We start from the raw sequence: 16,775 nt of genomic DNA, 5'->3' as shown, positions 1-16,775 counted from the left end.
CCCCCCTCGTCAAGTTAAGCTTGAGGGGGGATGTCTTTTGCCAAGCTAGAGTTCTTTAACCCATTTAGTAGGAGCATAAAGGACAGAGCTGTGTACAGTATGATAATGGAAGCTTTTAGGAAGAAAAAGTTCAACGGTACAAGGAAACATTATGAAGCCACTTCTGGAAATGTTGGCATTGCAATGGCAGCTCTATCCTCAGTGTTTAACCTTGAATTCAGGGCATACATACCAAGTAATACCCCAAAGGCTACGGAGACTATAATAAAAATATTTGGGGCAGACGTTGTTAGAACGGATTTTGATGTAATAGATCAGGAATTCATAGAATACGTGAAGAAAGAAGCAGAGCGCGACAAAGCAATAAATCTAAACCAATTTGAAAACGACGCCAACTTCTTCGCTCATTACACCATAACTGCAAAGGAGATAGAAGAGCAACTAAAGAGTATAGGAAAAGTCCCAGAAGTTGTTATAGCTGGAGTGGGAACATCAGGGCATATAGCAGGGATAGCAAAGTACCTGAAGGAAAAATATGGAACCAGGGTCATTGGCGTTGTTCCAGCCAAAGGGAGCACGATTCCTGGAATAAAAAGACTTGAGACAAAACCAAAATGGTTTTTCAAAGTTAAGATTGACCAGGTGGTTGATATCACAGAAGAAGAAGCATTCGAAGGCATTGTTAAGGTAGCACGAAATGATGGCCTACTAATAGGAATGAGTTCGGGAGCAGTAGTTGCAGCTTATGAAAAGATAAAGCCCGAAGGAACAACGGTCTTAATATTCCCCGATGACGGATTCAAGTACGTTGAGATATTTGAGAGGCTTCTAGCAGGAGCTCGAGATATGACTTCCTCTCAAATCTCTCAACCCCAAGCTCCTTGAGTATTCTCTCCAGCCTTTCAACAGCTCCTGGAATCTCGTCTTTTTCTTTTACCAATGTTTCAATTTCAATGAACTTGCCAAGACCTTCAACATCGTCCAAGGTTATTGTGATTCCCTTGTCAACATAATACTTCTCCCTAGTCTTTACTATTGTAAGGACTTCCTTAAAACCGAGAGCCTCAAGGAGCTGAGAGTACTTATCGACATCATCAATCTCAACTTCAATCTCCAGCCTTGTCTTGGACCTTGGATCTATTTTCGGGCCTTTATACGTGAGAAAGGCCTCAAAGTGTCCATTAAACCGTTTTATCCTGATCCTTAGAGCCTCATCAGTCTTTGAAAAGTCCCTACAGGGATGTTGGTAATAGATGTCCTCATGAATCTCCCTGCGCATGAACCCAAACTTCTCCCTTACCCTCTCAAATATCTCATCGGTCGCATATCCCTTAAGTTCCACTTCGTACATGGCTCCTCGATATTCTCTCCTCCAACTTCCTTAAACAGCTTTCGCAGTACATCCACGACTTCATATCGGTATCTATGATCGAGTTCGAGAAGTGCATCACACACTTCGGATTTGGGCAGTGTTCCAAGCCAAAGACATGGCCAAGCTCGTGCATGGCCTCTTTTAGAGCTCTCTCCTTGAGAAGCTTCCTATCTGGTGGATCACCATAGAACTCTGGGTACAGTCTATACAACGAGATAAGAGCAGCCCCAAACCCAGGATGAGCTATACCAAATATGAAATTCAAACCAGGCTCGTACAGATCAACATCAACTACTCCCAAAACTGCAAGGGCCTTAAAATCTCTCTTTACGAGAGAGAGGGCTGGAAGAAAAGCTCTTCCTAAGAACTGCCCCCTGTACATGTCAAAGGCATGAGAGAACGCGTTTAGAGAGAGGCTACCAATAACTCTAACCTCTATCCTATACCTTGCGTAAAATCCTGAAAGATTTGTTTGAAGAAAGGAAAGAACGTCCCCAGGAACTTCCCCAATGGGGACTATTGCTATCATTCCCATCACGGCGTAAAGTCCATGGGCTTAAGCTCCTCAAGCAGAGCCTTTGCGAGCTTAATCGTGTTGTCCACATCCCTCGCATCGGCGAGCTCAACTTGAGAGTGCATGTATCTTATCGGAACGCTCAAGACTGCTGTAGCCACACCCTCCCTGTTTATCTGCATCACGTTTGCATCCGTTCCAGTGGGCCTGGGGGATGGCTCAACTTGAAGCGGAATGTTATACTTCTTAGCCACTTCATCGGCAAATGCCCTAAGCTTCGGATTTATGTTGGGCCCAACATCCATAACTGGCCCTTTGCCGAGCTCTGGGACTATCTTGCCTTTATCATGGGGTTGCTTTGCGAAGGTAACATCCATCGCTATTCCTACATCAGGGTCAATAGCAAAGCTTGCGACTCTTGCTCCCCTAAGGCCTACCTCTTCCTGAACCGAGGCAACTATGTATATATCCGCCTCATGATCACTAAGTTGCCTAGCAGCCTCGATCATCGCATAGAGACATATTCTATCGTCAAGATAGGGAGTTGCAAACCTGTGCTCGCTGAGTCTCGTGAAGTTTGGAGCGAACTCTCCAACCGTCCCAATCTTAAAGCCCATTTCTTCAGCTTCTTCCTTACTCGATGCTCCAACATCAACAACTATCTGATCCCAGTCGATCTTGCCGCCTTTGTCCTGCTGGCCCCTCCTCAGATGAGGGGGCAGAACCCCAACGACTCCATATCTCTCTCCCTTGTCAGTGAAGAACCTGATTCTTTGAGCAATAAGAGTCTCTGGGAGGACACCACCTATTGGAACAAGGTGTAGATAACCGTCTTTATCAATGTGATTAACCATTAGGCCTATCTTATCCATGTGTGCTGCTACCATAACTTTTGGGGCAGAACCCTTGAAGTGGGCTATAACATTCCCAAGTCTATCAACTTTGACTTCATCTGCAACTTCCCTGAGGAGATCGACGACAAGATCTCTTATTCCGAGGTGCTCGTATCCAGAAACTCCTGGGGTTTCAATTATCCGTTGCATGAGTTCCCAATCAACCATCTTTTCCACCCCCTTAAAATCTGTATCTAAGTGTACTCAAGGATATTTAAACAATTCGGGATAGCGAACAAAAGTATTAAAACTCTGCATTCATAGATTTCTGGGGGGTTGACTATGGATTACTATCGTAGGCATCCTTATCATCAGAGCATTCGCAAAAAGAAAAACGTTGAGTATGAGGAATATGCGTACGTGTTAGATTACCTTCCGAACGGTTATCCAGATCTAAGAACGGGCCACTACCTCGGGAAGCCCGTTGCTCAGGTGATAGGAGAGAAGGCCTTCACATTACTCGAGGTAACTCCAAAAGAGGATCTAATGCTGTACGAGAGGGTCTTTATTGGGAAGGGAAATAGGGATAAGATAGCAATGATAAATAAGAAGTTAAGTTATGAAGAGCTGACGGATACAGCAAAAGCCGAGTTGCCGTACGTAGTTGAGGAGATTGTTAAGAATAACGAGGAGAGGTTTATCAAATTCTTTAACGTAGCCCCTCCAATTACTAACAGGCTCCATAGCCTCGAGTTACTCCCAGGAATTGGGAAAAAGCACATGTGGGACATCATTGAGGAGAGGGAAAAGAAGCCCTTTGAGAGCTTCGAGGATCTAAAGAAGAGAGTCAAAGGTCTGCCTGATCCTGTAAAGATGATAGCGAAGAGGATACTCGAAGAATTGCAAGGAAAGGATAAGTACAGAATATTCGTTGGTCAGCACAGGATATTTAGGGATTAAAATGCTCAAGGATAGGCTCTTTTCCCTTCTTTCAAAATATAATTTGAAAGCAAGGGATTCCCTGGGACAGAACTTCTTGATTGTTCCTGATGTTATAGAGAAAGCAATCGAAGTTGGAGAAGTGAGTAAAAGCGACATTGTTTTAGAGGTTGGCCCTGGACTTGGGTTTTTGACGGAAGAACTGGCCAAGAGAGCTAAGAAAGTCTACGCTATTGAAGTGGACAGGAAGATAATTGAGATACTAAAAAAGGAATACAACTGGAAGAACGTCGAGATAATTCATGGAGATGCCGTGAAAGTTGAGTGGCCTGAATTCAACAAAGTGATATCAAATCTACCTTATCAAATCTCCTCCCCATTCACGTTCAAACTCCTCAAGAGAGATTTTGATAGGGCAGTTTTGATGTATCAGCTCGAGTTCGCCCAGAGGATGGTAGCAAAACCTGGAAGTAGAAACTATTCCAGACTCTCATTAATGGTTCAAGCCTTGGCTGATGTGAAGATAATAATGAAAATAGGAAGAGGTGCCTTTTATCCTCGACCTAAAGTTGATTCAGCCCTAGTTCTCCTAGTTCCCAAGCCCAGAGAATATAGAATATACCTAGACGAAAGGCTTGTAAACGCTCTCTTTCAACATCGAAGAAAGATTGTAAGCAAAGCTCTAAAAGAATCTGCACATGTTCTGGGAGTAGAAAGAGAAAGGATAAAGAACATTAGCCTTCCACACTCAAACAAAAGAGTTTACCAGCTAACTCCCCAAGACGTTAAGGATATTGAAGAATTTCTGAAGGCGGAAGGTATTATAAAGGGAAGCCCCAAGTAATATTTAATGAGCGTGATATAATGCCCGATGCTTTGGGCCTACTCAAGGTATTGACCGAACTTGGAGCTGTCATAATTTCAAGCCTTTGGCTTTATCTTATGATAAAACACAGAAGGGCACTTCCATATTCAATCGGAAAGCTTGGAAGAATACTAATTTGGGGATTAATTCTCATCTGGATCGGGTTCCTCGTCAACTTTGCTAACGAATTCGTGCCAAAGCTAACTACCTCTGTAACCGTGATAAAGCTCTCCAAAACTATGGATGACGTCTTTGTTATTTTGGGAGCAAGTTTAGTGACATACTATCTCTATCAGGTGTTTGAAAAGAAAATACCAAACGTTGAACCAATGCAAATTTCTATAGACATGAAGGGGGCAAAGTTGCCTCCTGGGGCGTACCTACTATCTTCGAAAACTCCTCTCCAGGAGGTAATGAGGCTTCTTGATGGAAAGAACATTCTAGCGATAACGAGAAGGCCCCAGGATTATGAAAAGTTAGGAATCCCTTACATATGGCTCACCAAGACCGAAGGAGAAAATACCCTTTATCCCACCAACTTACCCAGACTCCTCCACACTATGGTAACTCACGCAGACGGCAATACTGCGTTCATACTAGACGGCCTTGAATATCTCATCTTAGAGAATGGCTTTGAGAGCGTAATGAAGTTCCTCTCAAGCGCAAGGGATTATATGTTGATGAAAGGATCAGTTTTGATAGCACTTGTAGGAGAGAAAACGTTGGATGAGCACCAGCTTGCAGTATTAAAAAGGGAGTTAAAAGAGCTCGAGATTATTTAGAATACGTTGACTTTGTCTTCCAGTATCATCTTCTGTATCTTTGTTATGTTTGCCAACCATTCATCGGCTATCTCATAGGCATCCTTCTCGAACTCCTTGACACTGTGACCCTGCTTCGGAATAACCTGAATGCTGGCAACTAGAGGTTGGTCAATTGGCTTGCCTATCTGGCTGAGTATCCTCACGTAAACCTCCTCAACTGGAAGGGCCTCTGCTATATCATTAGCTATGAACATTGCAAGGAGGTTGTATATCTTACCCACATGGCTAACTGGGTTCTTACCGGCAGCAGCCTCCATGCTCATGTGCCTGTTTGGAGTTATTAAACCGTTAACTCTGTTGCCCCTACCCACGGATCCATCGTCACCTGCCTCGGCAGACGTTCCAGTAACGGTGATGTAATAAATATCCTTATCAGGATCGTCAGCCGTGTTAACGTATATGTTAACTTTTCTTGAGGTTATATCTTTAGCCAGCTCTTCAACGGCCTCTTTGATCTTGTCCTTTACCTCCATGTACTCCTTGGGATCTGCAACTTCACTGTCTACTATTGCGGCGGCAATCGTCAGGTCAATCTCATCCCCCTTCCTGAGCCCCATGACCTTTATGTCCTCTCCAACCGCCGGGTTCTCCTTCTTGAACTTCTCCCCGTTGAGGAGCCTCTCGGTCTCAAGAACCAGCTTTTCGGTTTCGGTTAATGGAGCAAAACCAACTCCAAATGATGTGTCGTTTGCAAGCGGTATCGGGTTCTCCTTGGCTTTGTTAAATACGCTCACAAGATCAACGCTTCCCTGACCGATCCTTGAATCTATTACAACGTGGTTCTCAACGTCGAGGTGCCTTATATTCTTCTTCAGGTACTCCTTTGCCGCCCTTATGGCAACCTCATGAACAGGGAAGAGCTCCTGATCGACCAGCTCAACAGCCCTTCCGGATAGTAGAATGTAAATTGGTTTAATTACCTCACCGCCCCCGAACTTTGGATAGGCCCTTCCTCCAACTACCTCCACCTGATCGGTGTTGTGGTGAAGTATTACTCCATACCTCTTCATGTACTCTCTACAAAGCGCTCTGCTCACGGCTTCAGCGATTCCATCAGCTATGCTATCTGGATGACCAATTCCCTTTCTCTCTACTAGCTCAACCTTCTGCATTTCAACTGGTGTCCTTACAATTTCCTCAACAACGATGTTCCTCGCCATGATCGTCACCTCACCAACCCAACGCCCAACTAAACTTATATAATTTTCGGCATATAAAATAGCTTCGGATTATTCCTATTGGTTATTAAAGGACAAGGTTTAATTAACGGACCGCCGAGATTAGAGCGACCGGGAAAGCCGGAGGTGGAAGGAATGACAATCGTCGATGTTAGAATCCTCGTTGAAGGAGCAAGTGATGTTGAAGTTGTTAGTAAGGCACTCCAAGGCCTCGCACTGGGAAGTGAGTACAACATAACGATATCATCCATTATACCCACGACTAACATAGAGATAGCGAAAAGCGCAGCTGCTGGGGCAGATTTACTGATAATAGCAACAGATGCCGATAGGGTAGGAAGGGAGCTTGCAGAGAGGCTTTTCAATGAGCTAAGCGAGATGGTAGGGCACATAGAGAGGATGAAGTTACCCCTGGGCCACGATCTAGAGCACATAGATGTAGAGCTGGTTAGGAAGGAGCTAAAGAACGCCCTAGTGAGAGCCGGACTGAAAACCCTCCAGAGGCTCCCAGAGTACATGGAGCTTAGGCGGGATTACCTCGACTTGAAGGGAAAGTTTGAAGAGCTTGAAAAGGAAAATGAGGAGTTAAAGAAGAAAATCGAGGAGTTGGAGAGAAAATATCAGGAAGCCCAAGAAGAATTAAAGAGAGCGGAAGGAGAGAATTCAAGGCTTATGGAGATAGTCAAGAAGAGAGCGAAGGTCTACAAGCTGGAAGAGAAGTGGAAGGAGTTATTCCCGGGGATCGAGATTCCTGGAGAAGAACTGTTTGACAAAGCAGTGAAAACTCTTGGCTTCTCAGGGAAGGTTATAGTCGGGCAGGGATTCGTATACGCCGAGGATGAAAAACTATTGGAGGAACTACTCAGGACAGTGTATTTGGCCCTCAAGCTGACAGAAAAAGAAGAGGAAGAGAAGGAAGAGACTATAGTCGAGGAGGAGGCAAAAGAAGAAAAGACAGAGGTAGAAGAAGTTACAAACGAGGGAGAGAGCGTTGAGTGATCTCGAGGAATTTGCTACGTACCTAGAGCTGGAAGGCAAAAGCCAGAACACGATAAGGATGTACACCTACTTCATTTCAAAATTTTTTGAAGAAGGGTACTCCCCAACGGCAAGGGATGCCCTCAGGTTTCTGGCAAAGTTAAGGAAAAAGGGATACTCAATGAGAAGTTTAAATTTAGTCGTTCAGGCCTTGAAGGCATATTTCCGATTTGAAGGGCTTGATTATGAAGCAGAGAGATTGAAGAACCCAAAAGTACCAAAAACACTTCCAAAAAGCCTAACACGGGAAGAGGTAAAGAGACTAATTGAGGTTATAGACAGCCCCAGGGACAGATTAATAATCCTCTTAATGTACGGGGCAGGGCTGAGGATCTCCGAAGTCTGCAACCTAAAGAAGGAAGATATCGATTTCGAAAATCATCTCTTGAGAGTTAAAGGAGGAAAAGGAGGAAAAGATAGGATTATTCCTCTCCCCGAGGAACTCCTAGACGAGATAAAGAGGTACCTTGATGCCAGAAAGGACAGCAGTCCCTACCTCTTCGTGGAGAAGAGAAGGAAAAAGAAAGATAAGCTGTCTCCAAAGACCGTTTGGCGGATAATTAAAGTATATGGGGAGAAAGCTGGAATAAACCTAACCCCCCACCAGCTAAGACACAGCTTTGCAACTCACATGCTCGAAAGTGGCGTTGATATTAGGATTATTCAAGAGTTACTCGGACACGCAAACCTCTCAACAACCCAGATATACACGAAGGTTACGGCCAAGCATTTAAAGGAGGCCGTTGAAAAAGCAAGGCTCCTAGAACATTTAAGGGAGGTGTAAGTAATGCTTATCAGGGCTTTTGTTCCCGCCCATATAACGGCTTTTTTTGTTCCAGTAATTAAGGAAAACCCTCAGCTTTCTGGTTCTCTTGGGGCCGGGATAAACCTCAATAAGGGAACCAACGTTTTTTTGAACACTGAAGAGGCCAGTCTTGAAAGGCACATTCATGTAGCCTTCAATGGAGAGCCTGTGAAAAGGGAACAGGCAAAGATAACGTATTACGTCACTGAAAAGATGCTCCCGGAAGATTTCGTAGGAGAAGTGGAGATATGGCAGTACTTCGATTTCCCAAATGGCTATGGCTTCGGCAACAGCGCTGGTGGAGCTCTAGGAACGGCACTCACCCTTGCCTACAAGTTCGGAAAGACGCTCCTTGAAGCAGCCAAGATTGCTCATGAGGCAGAGGTTATCCATGGAGGAGGACTAGGAGACGTTGTTGCCCAACTAACTGGTGGAATAGATATAAGGATTAGGGAGGGTGGGCCTGGGGTGGCTGTTGTCGATAACATACTTCGGGACGAGTACAAAGTTCTAGTTGTCCCATTGGGAAGACTAAAGACCAGGGACGTCCTAAGTAGTGACATTGTTCACGTGATTAGCAGAGAGGGCAAAAAATCCCTAGACACTCTCCTAAAGAATCCAACGCCAGAAACTTTGATGAATGAAGCAAGGAGGTTCGCAGAGGCAACTAACCTTATGGATGAGGAACTGAAGGAGATAAGCAGAGAAATAGACAAGGTGATTTCCCTACAGTCTTCAATGATAATGCTCGGCAAGGGACTGTTTGCCCTCATAAAGGAGGGGGAAGTTGATAAAGTTAAAGAGCTATTACTTGACTTGAACTTAAGGTTTGACATACTAGACATCTACTGGGGAAAGCCAATAGTAGGAAGGTGGATTGGGGATGAATAGCGGTCTTTTAATTGCTACCCTCATAGCGATAGCAACGGCCACGTACTTTAATTACACCGGAAAGAAGACAGAGGGATTAATAGCCTCTGGTATTGCTGGAGGACTTGCACTCTCCCTATTATTAGAGAACATCCCAGCACCAATTGCTTTTACAATCGGAGCCGTTGGAACTGTGGTCTTTGAGTGGTACAGGCTTAAAGTCTTTTCATCACCTCAACAAAAACCTCGTAAGGGGCATCGGTCTTAATCCCGGTTGGGGAGAAGTGGGTTCTTGTTGCCCTGTATCCCCTTTTCCATAGGGCCTTTATTATCTCCCCAAGCTTTTTGGTCTCAACTTTAATCCTCTTTCCAATTGCATGGGTATCATAGAAGAGAGGAATATCCAGTTCCTCATGGAGCATGTGCATAAGCTTTAAGGCCTCCCTGGGCCTTGCGAGTTCAACCCCCTTCTTAACCAACTCAAACATTTCATTAACAATGTCTTCGTTCTTTAAGGGTCCCAACCAGACAGGGCCATAAGCATTTGGCCTAGTTGGTAGGAAACCTCTCTCTATTTCAAACTTCCCAGTTCTTTCATCGAAGTACACATATCCAAGGTTCTCTAGGCTTTCATCTCCCTTCCTAGCCCCGTCCCTCAGCCTAACGAAGGCCCTAAAGTAGTGATCCTTATAGTACGCTAAAAGAACCTCTATCCCCAAGTCGTACTTTGCAGCGTAGCGAGCTATTATCCCCACTAATATCCTAGTGCCAACCTCATGGCATAGTTCACCCCTCAAGGGGACAGCAAGGTACTTCCTTAGACAGGCCTTTGGATGGGCCCCACACAAGGGAGCACCGTCGGTTGCCGTAACCCCAAGAATGCCCTTCCTCTTTACACTTCTCAATGCCGTATCTAGGAACTCCATTGGGGAGCCAAATGGGTCAAGGTCTATGAAGTGGAAGTACCTATGCTTCTCGGCCATCAGCCTATTTGCATCATCATGATTAACGACTATCCTTTTCTCTCCCTCAAGAATTGCCCTATTGCTTTCTTCTTTAAGTTCCCCAGGGAAATTCAGGAGCACATTCCTCTTCATCAGCTCATAAGCTTCCAAACTTATATCGTTAAGCCAAACTTCCTCAGCTGGAGTTTCTAAAGCGAACCTTATTCCTCTTATACCCGTAGCCGAGAGTGCGTCGAGGACTATCTTAGGTTTTAGAACCTTCAGTAGGAGAACCACTACATCCCTATTTAAGGCCATTCTAGGGTTGTAAAAGACTGGAGAATCATAGATACTCTCAGCTTTTGGCACTAAAATCTTGGCCTTCCCTTCAGTAACTTCAAAAAGTTCCATTTTCCCACCAAAAAACAAAGTTAGTCAGAGAATCTCAACGTAATCGCCAAGGGCCTGGCCGGGTAGTCCCTTCTCAAACCTCGCCCTTACTGCCCCCCTAGTTCCGTGAACCCTAACTATCTTGCCCTTGAGAACCTTACCGCTTGGGCTCTTCCAAACCACGAGTCTTCCAATGAGCTTTGAAGCTTCTTCCCTGCTGTTAACGTTCAGGGGCTTGATGATCATAACATTAGTGTGCTGGTTTTCCTTGCTTCTCCTGTAACTTAGAACAACGCCCTTGATTCTCATCCTCACCACCGGGCATACATAGCCCGAGGGATTTTTAAAGCTTATTCCTAGCCGAAAAGAGGTATTTATCAATTATTTTCTCAATCTCAGGGTTGTGATAGTTCTCTCCGAGGGATTTATTTTCAGCTATGTACCCAGAAAGCCTTATTGCAAGCGTTCTATTCTCCATGAAGAGTTGATATATCTTGAAGTTAAGTGCCGCCTGCCTCTTGGAGAGTTCAATGAGTTTTCTTCTCAATTCTTCAATTTCCTCTTCCTCCTCCATATCCCCTCCCCCAAAGGGCTTTATTTTCCTCCATAAGCCGTGTTAGCTCTTTTTTAAGGAGCTCATTGTCCTTTTTCATCTCCTCATATTTCCTCTCCATCAATGCAACAAGCTTCTCCATTTCCTTTATCCTTCTCTTCAACATTTCAACTTCTTCCACTCTACCGCACCCTGAAGGTAGTTACCCTTACAACATAAAACTTCACCGGGAGTGAGTAAACAACGCTTATAGATGCACCAAAGAAATTGGAAAATGGGTGAGAGGATGAAAGTTAAAGTGGGAATTAATGGTTATGGAACCATTGGAAAAAGGGTTGCTTATGCTGTTATGAAGCAGGATGATATGGAGCTCATCGGAGTTACAAAGACAAAACCAGATTTTGAGGCCTATAGGGCCAAGGAGTTGGGAATTCCCGTTTACGCAGCAAGCGAAGAGTTTCTCCCAAGATTCGAGAAGGCCGGGTTTGAAGTTGCAGGAACACTTAATGACCTTCTAGAGAAGGTTGATGTAATTGTAGACGCAACCCCAGGGGGAATGGGAGCAAAAAACAAGCCCTTGTACGAGAAAGCGGGAGTTAAGGCAGTATTCCAGGGGGGAGAAAAGGCAGACGTTGCAGAGGTTTCATTCGTAGCCCAAGCAAATTACGAGAAGGCCCTCGGAAAGGACTACGTTAGGGTAGTCTCGTGCAACACAACTGGCCTCGTTAGAACGTTAAGCGCGATTCAGGAGTACATAGACTACGTCTATGCTGTAATGATCAGAAGAGCAGCAGATCCCAATGACATAAAGAGGGGACCAATAAACGCTATAAAGCCCACTGTGACAGTTCCATCCCACCACGGACCTGACGTCCAGACTGTAATTCCGATAAACATAGAGACCTCTGCATTTGTCGTTCCAACGACGATAATGCACGTTCACTCAATAATGGTTGAACTCAAGAAGCCCCTCAAGCCAGAGGACGTCATTAACATATTCGAGAGCACCACAAGAGTTCTACTATTCGAGAAGGAGAAAGGCTTTGAAAGTACAGCTCAAATAATAGAGTTCGCGAGGGATCTACACAGGGAGTGGAACAACTTATACGAGATAGCTGTATGGAAGGAGAGCATAAGCATCAAAGGTAACAGATTGTTCTACATTCAAGCAGTCCATCAAGAGAGTGACGTGATTCCAGAGAACATTGATGCCATAAGAGCCATGTTTGAGTTAGCTGATAAGTGGGAGAGCATAAGAAAGACTAACAAGAGTTTAGGGATAATAAAATAACTTTGCTCTCCCAAAAAATTATTTTAAGGATTTTGTTAATAGTGTGTAATGCGAGTGGTCATGATGGGAAAAGGAAGTTCGGATATAATCTCCCAGTTAATTGATCTGATAACAACGGCAATTAGTGAACTCAGGGAAGAAGGCTTAGAACCCGATATAATGCTTGTTGGCCCTGAATTTAAAGGCTATCTAACTGAAGAGCTGTCAAGACTTGTCAACTTGAAGATATACATAATAGATGAGCTAGGGGCCGATGCCGTGATCGCAGACTCTAAATACCTTGGACAGCTAAAGAAAGCATCAAAGAGAATATCCATAGAGCCCTTCCTAGAGGAAGAGGAATGGGAAGAAATAATAAAACAGTTGCCAGAGATAAGTGAGGAATGATTAGATTATATTCCCAAGCCTTTTCTTCAGAACGTATCCAAGCCCTCCGCCTATTATTATTCCCGAAACTGCTTGGACTATGTCATTGTAGAACTCCCCTATTGCACCAGCTGGGCCGTAGAGTAAGTAGGCAACGCTAACATAGCCTATCACCATCACCGCTCCACCAAGAGTTGTTGCTACGAGTATCCTTGCATAGCTAGCATCACCCTTGGACAAGTATCCAACGACAATACCCTCGCTCCCCTTAATCACGAGGGTGAACAATGCCCAGGATGGGTACCCCAATAGATCCGCCAGAGCAGAACCAACGCCTCCCGCGAATCCTCCGATGAGAGGCCCAAAAAGAACCGCGGTTAGCATAATCATAATATCTCCAAAGTTAAGGTAGCCCTGGGATGCTGGAATTGGTATTCTAACTACCATTGTCATCGCCGTAACTAGCCCAGCCATCACAGCAGAGAGCGCCGCTACGTTGGCTGCCTTGAACTTTTTTCTGTTTAGGAAGATGTAGCCGAAGTACACTATTGTAACTATTGCCACGATAGCCTTAAAGTATGGAACGTAAGCTTGGAGTGTCTCCTCATTCATGATACCACCCAATGTTAAGCTAAAACTTGATTTGAATATAAAGGTTAAGTTTAACAGGGTGATAACATGAGAGAAAGCGAGATAATTAAACTGTTCATGTCAGAAATCAGGGATGAAATCCTTGGAGATGATGCAGGTTATATAAGGGTCGACGACAGATGGATACTTCTAACGACAGATATGCTCGTGTGGAGAACTGATGTTCCAGACTTTATGAACCCAGAAGATGCTGGAAGGAAAGTCGTTACCATGAACGTTAGCGACATAGCAGCTATGGGTGGAGAAGCAAAAACTTTTTTCTTCTCTATAGGGATACCAAAGGATACCAGCGAAGATGTTCTTAGAGGCATTGCCCGCGGAATTAAAGAGGGTAGCAAAAGGTATGGTGTCAGGGTAGTTAGCGGAGATACAAACGATGTTAAAGAAATAGTAGTAGATGGAGGAGCCCTAGGAATTTCAGAAAGACTACTGCTCAGGAAAAATGCAAAACCTGGAGATCTTGTCTGCGTTACGGGAGATCTAGGAAGGCCTCTTCTTGCTCTTCTCCTATGGCTCAAGGGAGAAGATATTCCAAAGGATGTCCTTGAAAAAGCTAGAGATCCAATTGCTAGAATCGAGGAAGGAAAAGCACTCTCTAAAATAGCAAATGCAGCAATAGATATAAGCGATGGGCTCTCAAAGGAGCTCTGGGAAATTGCAAGAGCTAGCAACGTGAGGATAATTATAGACGAAAACTCACTACCAATCCACCCGACGGTTAAAGAGCTAACCGAAGACCCAGTTGATATTGCCCTAGCAAGTGGGGAAGAGTTTGAATTGATTTTTACGATACCCCCAAACAAAGTAAATGAAATCCCCTTTGAATTCACGGTAATAGGCAGGGTTGAGAGAGGAAATGGCGTGTACTTAGAAGGGAATGGAAAGATGCCCATGCTTGGATGGGAGCACTTCGTGGGGTTTGGAAATGCTGAGCATTGAGAGCTTCAAAGTTAAAGGTGTTGAAATAACGATAGCCGTGCTTTGGGATGAGAAAATCCATGGGATAGCGTATTCATTGAATGATAGAAAATTTGCAGGAGAAAGGATACTTGAGGTAGTGAGGTTCCTCGGTAGAAGGGGAATTCTAACAAGTACAGAAGTCAAAAAGTCGGAGTATCCAAAGATCGTGTATGAAGTCTTAGTAGGAAATATAGGGAACCCCGAGGGTTTTGAGTATCTATCCCTAAAAGGTTTAACGAGCTTCGAGAAAAAAGTCTACGAATGGCTTGTGAAAAACGTTAAAAGGGGAGAGGTTATAACGTATGGCGAGCTCGCTAGAGCATTGAAGACCTCTCCACGGGCAATAGGAGGAGCAATGAGGAGAAATCCATATCCGATAATAGTTCCCTGTCACAGAGTCATCAGCAGGGAAAATCCCTGGTTATACACTCCAAAGCCCGAATACAAGAAGTTCCTGTTGGAGGTGGAAGGATGGACAAGTTAAAGCTGTATATTGGCCTGTTTATAGCAATAGTCCTCGGTGTTGCTGGATTTATTGTTTGGAAATGGGGATTTTGGATGCTAATAAGGATAATATTAAGCCTCGGATTCCTGGGATTGACACTAATGCTGGGATTCTTCTTGGCATTGACAATCTATGCTGAAAGCTGGAAGTACGCATTAATGCTACTACCCTTCACAGCGATATCAGCGTATGGAACCTACCTCTCGATTACCTGGCAGAAGCTCAAGATAGTCGGCGGAATAATAGCGTTCTTCATAGTTGCAGTAGCATTCGGAATCTGGTACATCAGCGAGCCAGACTTAAGCTTGGCAGACAGATTTAGGAGTGCGGAGAAACTAGAGAGGATGGGAAGGTATAAGCAGGCGGCAAGGAAGTATGAGAAGGCCGGAAACTACAAGAAGGCTGCAGAGATGTATCTTAAGCTGGGTTGGCTTGAGAGTGCAGCGTGGGCTTATGAAAAGGCTGGAGAATACGCAAAGGCTGCCGAGCTATACGAACAGCTATATGAGAAAGAGAAGGACACCTACTACCTAAAGGAGGCCCACGAGTACTGGAAGAAAGCGGGAGACATGGAGAGAGCTGCAAAGGCCCTAGAGAAGTATGCAGAGGAAGAACCATGGTTCTGGGAAGATGTTGCAAAGCTCTATGAGGAGTTGGGTAATGAAGAAAAGGCGAGAGAAGCATGGCAGAAAGCGTTAGAGTACTACAAGAAGGAAGCAGAGGAAGAGGGAGTATTCTGGGAAGACGTAGGAAATATAGCCAGAAAGCTCGGAATGGAAGACCTCGCCAGAGAGGCATACCAGAAGTTCTTAGAGTATTGCTTAAAGGAGGCAGAAGAAGATCCAATGTGGTGGAAGCACGTTGCTGAAGCTTATGAATACTTAGGAGAGAAAGAAAAAGCTGAAGAGGCAAGGAAGAAATACGAGGAGTATAGACAGAGAATTATAAAGGCCAATGAGGAAACTTCTCACTTCCCAGGGGAAGAGAAGGAGAATAAGGAATAAATACCTCTTCTCTTTATTTATTAATGCCCCCGCAAGCGAGGGCTTGGCCGATTCTTAATGAGGCCAGGTGCGATGCGGGGGCGACAGCCCGGCCTCAGCGAGGTCCCCTCGGGAGGTGCCTTCCGCGTCACGGAGTGCCGTGACCGGGGGTAACCCTGGCCGGGCACAGGCCCGCCTGGGTTAGCCCGCCTGAGAGTGGCTAAGCCTTCGATGAGGGCGGGTGTTACGGGCGGGCCACATACAATAGCAAAGGTGATGGCCATGATACGCTTCATTCTCGACACTAGCATCTTCGTCAACCCCGATGTAAGGAAGAAGTTTGGTGAAACTCCCACGGAGGCTATGAAAACGTTCCTAAGCTACGCGGAGAAGCTCTTCGGAAAGGTGGAATTCTACATGCCCCCAGGAATTTACAGAGAGGTCATGCACTTCGTCGAAGAAGAGGAAGTTTCACCAGAACTGGAGCTTTATATAATAAAGAAACCCCCAAACGTTCACGACATAAAGATTCCAGCATTTGTAGTGTACGAGCTAATAGAGGACATACGGAGGAGGGTAGACAAAGGGCTGAGAGTTGCAGAAAAAGCTGTAAGGGAGAGTGTTCTCGACACAGAAAACGTTGATAAAATAATCCAGAAATTGAGGAGGAATTATAGAAAGGCCCTTAGAGAGGGGATTCTTGATAGTAAGGAGGACTTTGAATTGATTCTCCTTGCAAAAGAGCTTGATGGAATAATAGTTTCTGCAGACGTAGGGATACTAACATGGGCTGAAAAGATGGGCATAAAATGGGTTGACGCATTTAAATTCAAAGAAGTGCTAGAAGAACTTGTCGAGAAGTTCAGAAGTGAAAGTGAAAAGGAAAGGAAGTGA

General features: G+C 44.7%; 22 protein-coding genes. 13 read left to right on the top strand and 9 right to left on the bottom strand.

All coding sequences use genetic code 11. The features are described from left to right. Positions 1-30: 30 nt before the first annotated feature. Positions 31-885, top strand: a complete 855-nt coding sequence (locus A3L04_RS03220) for a cysteine synthase family protein (protein WP_068579248.1) — start codon at positions 31-33, stop codon at positions 883-885. On the opposite strand, the gene cyaB is transcribed toward A3L04_RS03220, so the two are convergent. From cyaB to A3L04_RS03205, 3 genes are read right to left on the bottom strand one after another with little or no spacing between them, the layout of a single operon-like run. Continuing rightward, positions 800-1,351 carry a class IV adenylate cyclase gene (cyaB, locus tag A3L04_RS03215; RefSeq protein ID WP_068579253.1) on the bottom strand — a complete coding sequence of 184 codons (552 nt, stop codon included), beginning with the start codon at positions 1,349-1,351 and terminating at the stop codon, positions 800-802. The genes A3L04_RS03220 and cyaB overlap by 86 nt on opposite strands. Next, complete coding sequence (locus A3L04_RS03210; RefSeq protein WP_068579256.1) at positions 1,332-1,901, bottom strand: archaemetzincin family Zn-dependent metalloprotease; 570 nt, start codon at positions 1,899-1,901, stop codon at positions 1,332-1,334. The genes cyaB and A3L04_RS03210 overlap by 20 nt, the downstream gene beginning before the upstream one ends. Before the next feature lie 5 nt (positions 1,902-1,906). Next, positions 1,907-2,947 carry a lysyl aminopeptidase gene (locus A3L04_RS03205; protein WP_068579259.1) on the bottom strand — a complete coding sequence of 347 codons (1,041 nt, stop codon included), beginning with the start codon at positions 2,945-2,947 and terminating at the stop codon, positions 1,907-1,909. Between the two features lie 114 nt (positions 2,948-3,061). On the opposite strand from A3L04_RS03205, the gene A3L04_RS03200 reads away from it, so the two are divergent. Genes A3L04_RS03200 through A3L04_RS03190 form a run of 3 tightly spaced genes read left to right on the top strand, consistent with a single transcriptional unit; the run spans position 3,062 to position 5,305 of the window. Beyond that, a complete protein-coding gene (locus A3L04_RS03200) occupies positions 3,062-3,679 on the top strand; it encodes a DUF655 domain-containing protein (RefSeq protein WP_068579261.1) in 618 nt (205 codons plus the stop codon). Position 3,680: 1 nt separating this feature from the next. After that, on the top strand, positions 3,681-4,502 hold the full coding sequence (gene rsmA, locus A3L04_RS03195; protein ID WP_068579265.1) for a 16S rRNA (adenine(1518)-N(6)/adenine(1519)-N(6))-dimethyltransferase RsmA: 822 nt from the start codon (positions 3,681-3,683) through the stop codon (positions 4,500-4,502). Positions 4,503-4,522: 20 nt separating this feature from the next. Continuing rightward, positions 4,523-5,305, top strand: coding sequence for a DUF835 domain-containing protein (locus tag A3L04_RS03190; RefSeq protein WP_068579268.1), 783 nt, complete (start codon positions 4,523-4,525; stop codon positions 5,303-5,305). Here the strand turns inward: A3L04_RS03190 and A3L04_RS03185 are convergent. Next, positions 5,302-6,507, bottom strand: a complete 1,206-nt coding sequence (locus tag A3L04_RS03185) for a methionine adenosyltransferase (protein ID WP_068579271.1) — start codon at positions 6,505-6,507, stop codon at positions 5,302-5,304. The genes A3L04_RS03190 and A3L04_RS03185 overlap by 4 nt on opposite strands. A 153-nt stretch (positions 6,508-6,660) precedes the next feature. Here A3L04_RS03185 and A3L04_RS03180 point away from each other — a divergent pair, with 153 nt between their 5' ends. The 3 genes from A3L04_RS03180 to A3L04_RS03170 are packed head-to-tail and all read left to right on the top strand — an operon-like array spanning position 6,661 to position 9,259. Beyond that, the gene (locus A3L04_RS03180) at positions 6,661-7,524 is read left to right on the top strand and encodes a toprim domain-containing protein (protein ID WP_068579274.1); all 864 of its coding nucleotides are present in this window, start codon (positions 6,661-6,663) and stop codon (positions 7,522-7,524) included. Continuing rightward, positions 7,517-8,347: a site-specific tyrosine recombinase/integron integrase gene (gene xerA / locus A3L04_RS03175; RefSeq protein ID WP_068579276.1), complete on the top strand. Its 831-nt coding sequence runs from the start codon at positions 7,517-7,519 to the stop codon at positions 8,345-8,347. The genes A3L04_RS03180 and xerA overlap by 8 nt, the downstream gene beginning before the upstream one ends. Positions 8,348-8,350: 3 nt before the next feature. Next, positions 8,351-9,259: a pantoate kinase gene (locus tag A3L04_RS03170; protein WP_068579279.1), complete on the top strand. Its 909-nt coding sequence runs from the start codon at positions 8,351-8,353 to the stop codon at positions 9,257-9,259. Between the two features lie 194 nt (positions 9,260-9,453). Here A3L04_RS03170 and A3L04_RS03160 read toward each other — a convergent pair whose 3' ends face one another. From A3L04_RS03160 to A3L04_RS03145, 4 genes are read right to left on the bottom strand one after another with little or no spacing between them, the layout of a single operon-like run. Further along, positions 9,454-10,593, bottom strand: a complete 1,140-nt coding sequence (locus A3L04_RS03160) for a tRNA (guanine(10)-N(2))-dimethyltransferase (protein WP_068579287.1) — start codon at positions 10,591-10,593, stop codon at positions 9,454-9,456. A 24-nt stretch (positions 10,594-10,617) separates the two neighbouring features. Then, positions 10,618-10,881 (bottom strand): 50S ribosomal protein L35ae, encoded by a 264-nt coding sequence (locus tag A3L04_RS03155; protein ID WP_068579289.1) that lies wholly within the window; start codon positions 10,879-10,881, stop codon positions 10,618-10,620. A 34-nt stretch (positions 10,882-10,915) separates the two neighbouring features. Next, positions 10,916-11,146, bottom strand: coding sequence for a hypothetical protein (locus A3L04_RS03150; protein ID WP_068579292.1), 231 nt, complete (start codon positions 11,144-11,146; stop codon positions 10,916-10,918). After that, positions 11,124-11,306, bottom strand: a complete 183-nt coding sequence (locus A3L04_RS03145; RefSeq protein ID WP_068579295.1) for a hypothetical protein — start codon at positions 11,304-11,306, stop codon at positions 11,124-11,126. Before A3L04_RS03145 ends, A3L04_RS03150 begins: the two co-directional genes overlap by 23 nt. Before the next feature lie 105 nt (positions 11,307-11,411). Between A3L04_RS03145 and A3L04_RS03140 the strand changes: the two genes are divergently transcribed. Continuing rightward, positions 11,412-12,416 (top strand): phosphorylating glyceraldehyde-3-phosphate dehydrogenase, encoded by a 1,005-nt coding sequence (locus A3L04_RS03140; RefSeq protein WP_068579298.1) that lies wholly within the window; start codon positions 11,412-11,414, stop codon positions 12,414-12,416. A 48-nt stretch (positions 12,417-12,464) separates the two neighbouring features. Further along, complete coding sequence (locus tag A3L04_RS03135; RefSeq protein ID WP_231963798.1) at positions 12,465-12,803, top strand: family 4B encapsulin nanocompartment shell protein; 339 nt, start codon at positions 12,465-12,467, stop codon at positions 12,801-12,803. On the opposite strand, the gene A3L04_RS03130 is transcribed toward A3L04_RS03135, so the two are convergent. Next, positions 12,804-13,394, bottom strand: a complete 591-nt coding sequence (locus tag A3L04_RS03130; RefSeq protein WP_068579303.1) for an ECF transporter S component — start codon at positions 13,392-13,394, stop codon at positions 12,804-12,806. A 66-nt stretch (positions 13,395-13,460) separates the two neighbouring features. On the opposite strand from A3L04_RS03130, the gene A3L04_RS03125 reads away from it, so the two are divergent. The 4 genes from A3L04_RS03125 (at position 13,461) to A3L04_RS03110 (ending at position 16,775) form a co-directional block, all read left to right on the top strand. Next, positions 13,461-14,372 carry a thiamine-phosphate kinase gene (locus tag A3L04_RS03125; protein WP_068579306.1) on the top strand — a complete coding sequence of 304 codons (912 nt, stop codon included), beginning with the start codon at positions 13,461-13,463 and terminating at the stop codon, positions 14,370-14,372. After that, complete coding sequence (otg, locus tag A3L04_RS03120; protein ID WP_068579308.1) at positions 14,359-14,877, top strand: methylated-DNA--protein-cysteine methyltransferase; 519 nt, start codon at positions 14,359-14,361, stop codon at positions 14,875-14,877. The genes A3L04_RS03125 and otg overlap by 14 nt, the downstream gene beginning before the upstream one ends. Further along, entirely contained in the window at positions 14,865-15,902 is a 1,038-nt protein-coding gene (locus A3L04_RS03115; protein ID WP_068579311.1) for a tetratricopeptide repeat protein, read from the top strand. Before otg ends, A3L04_RS03115 begins: the two co-directional genes overlap by 13 nt. Positions 15,903-16,163: 261 nt before the next feature. Further along, positions 16,164-16,775 (top strand): RNA ligase partner protein, encoded by a 612-nt coding sequence (locus A3L04_RS03110; RefSeq protein ID WP_068579314.1) that lies wholly within the window; start codon positions 16,164-16,166, stop codon positions 16,773-16,775.

This window comes from Thermococcus chitonophagus (genome assembly GCF_002214605.1).
Lineage (GTDB): Archaea > Methanobacteriota_B > Thermococci > Thermococcales > Thermococcaceae > Pyrococcus > Pyrococcus chitonophagus.
Note: the sequence above shows the minus strand (reverse complement) of the source record. Positions and strands in the feature narration are given on the sequence as shown.

What these genes read in the sequence shown, in the direction of transcription:
- A3L04_RS03200 (WP_068579261.1), top strand. Translation starts at nt 3,062, where the DNA reads ATGGATTACTATCGTAGGCATCCTTATCATCAGAGCATTCGCAAAAAG.
- A3L04_RS03130 (WP_068579303.1), bottom strand. Translation starts at nt 13,394, where the DNA reads ATGAATGAGGAGACACTCCAAGCTTACGTTCCATACTTTAAGGCTATC.
- cyaB (WP_068579253.1), bottom strand. Translation starts at nt 1,351, where the DNA reads ATGTACGAAGTGGAACTTAAGGGATATGCGACCGATGAGATATTTGAG.
- A3L04_RS03155 (WP_068579289.1), bottom strand. Translation starts at nt 10,881, where the DNA reads ATGAGAATCAAGGGCGTTGTTCTAAGTTACAGGAGAAGCAAGGAAAAC.
- A3L04_RS03205 (WP_068579259.1), bottom strand. Translation starts at nt 2,947, where the DNA reads ATGGTTGATTGGGAACTCATGCAACGGATAATTGAAACCCCAGGAGTT.
- A3L04_RS03170 (WP_068579279.1), top strand. Translation starts at nt 8,351, where the DNA reads ATGCTTATCAGGGCTTTTGTTCCCGCCCATATAACGGCTTTTTTTGTT.
- A3L04_RS03210 (WP_068579256.1), bottom strand. Translation starts at nt 1,901, where the DNA reads ATGATAGCAATAGTCCCCATTGGGGAAGTTCCTGGGGACGTTCTTTCC.
- rsmA (WP_068579265.1), top strand. Translation starts at nt 3,681, where the DNA reads ATGCTCAAGGATAGGCTCTTTTCCCTTCTTTCAAAATATAATTTGAAA.
- A3L04_RS03135 (WP_231963798.1), top strand. Translation starts at nt 12,465, where the DNA reads ATGCGAGTGGTCATGATGGGAAAAGGAAGTTCGGATATAATCTCCCAG.
- A3L04_RS03115 (WP_068579311.1), top strand. Translation starts at nt 14,865, where the DNA reads ATGGACAAGTTAAAGCTGTATATTGGCCTGTTTATAGCAATAGTCCTC.
- A3L04_RS03185 (WP_068579271.1), bottom strand. Translation starts at nt 6,507, where the DNA reads ATGGCGAGGAACATCGTTGTTGAGGAAATTGTAAGGACACCAGTTGAA.
- A3L04_RS03220 (WP_068579248.1), top strand. Translation starts at nt 31, where the DNA reads ATGTCTTTTGCCAAGCTAGAGTTCTTTAACCCATTTAGTAGGAGCATA.
- A3L04_RS03125 (WP_068579306.1), top strand. Translation starts at nt 13,461, where the DNA reads ATGAGAGAAAGCGAGATAATTAAACTGTTCATGTCAGAAATCAGGGAT.
- A3L04_RS03140 (WP_068579298.1), top strand. Translation starts at nt 11,412, where the DNA reads ATGAAAGTTAAAGTGGGAATTAATGGTTATGGAACCATTGGAAAAAGG.
- A3L04_RS03180 (WP_068579274.1), top strand. Translation starts at nt 6,661, where the DNA reads ATGACAATCGTCGATGTTAGAATCCTCGTTGAAGGAGCAAGTGATGTT.
- A3L04_RS03160 (WP_068579287.1), bottom strand. Translation starts at nt 10,593, where the DNA reads ATGGAACTTTTTGAAGTTACTGAAGGGAAGGCCAAGATTTTAGTGCCA.
- A3L04_RS03150 (WP_068579292.1), bottom strand. Translation starts at nt 11,146, where the DNA reads ATGGAGGAGGAAGAGGAAATTGAAGAATTGAGAAGAAAACTCATTGAA.
- A3L04_RS03190 (WP_068579268.1), top strand. Translation starts at nt 4,523, where the DNA reads ATGCCCGATGCTTTGGGCCTACTCAAGGTATTGACCGAACTTGGAGCT.
- otg (WP_068579308.1), top strand. Translation starts at nt 14,359, where the DNA reads ATGCTGAGCATTGAGAGCTTCAAAGTTAAAGGTGTTGAAATAACGATA.
- A3L04_RS03110 (WP_068579314.1), top strand. Translation starts at nt 16,164, where the DNA reads ATGATACGCTTCATTCTCGACACTAGCATCTTCGTCAACCCCGATGTA.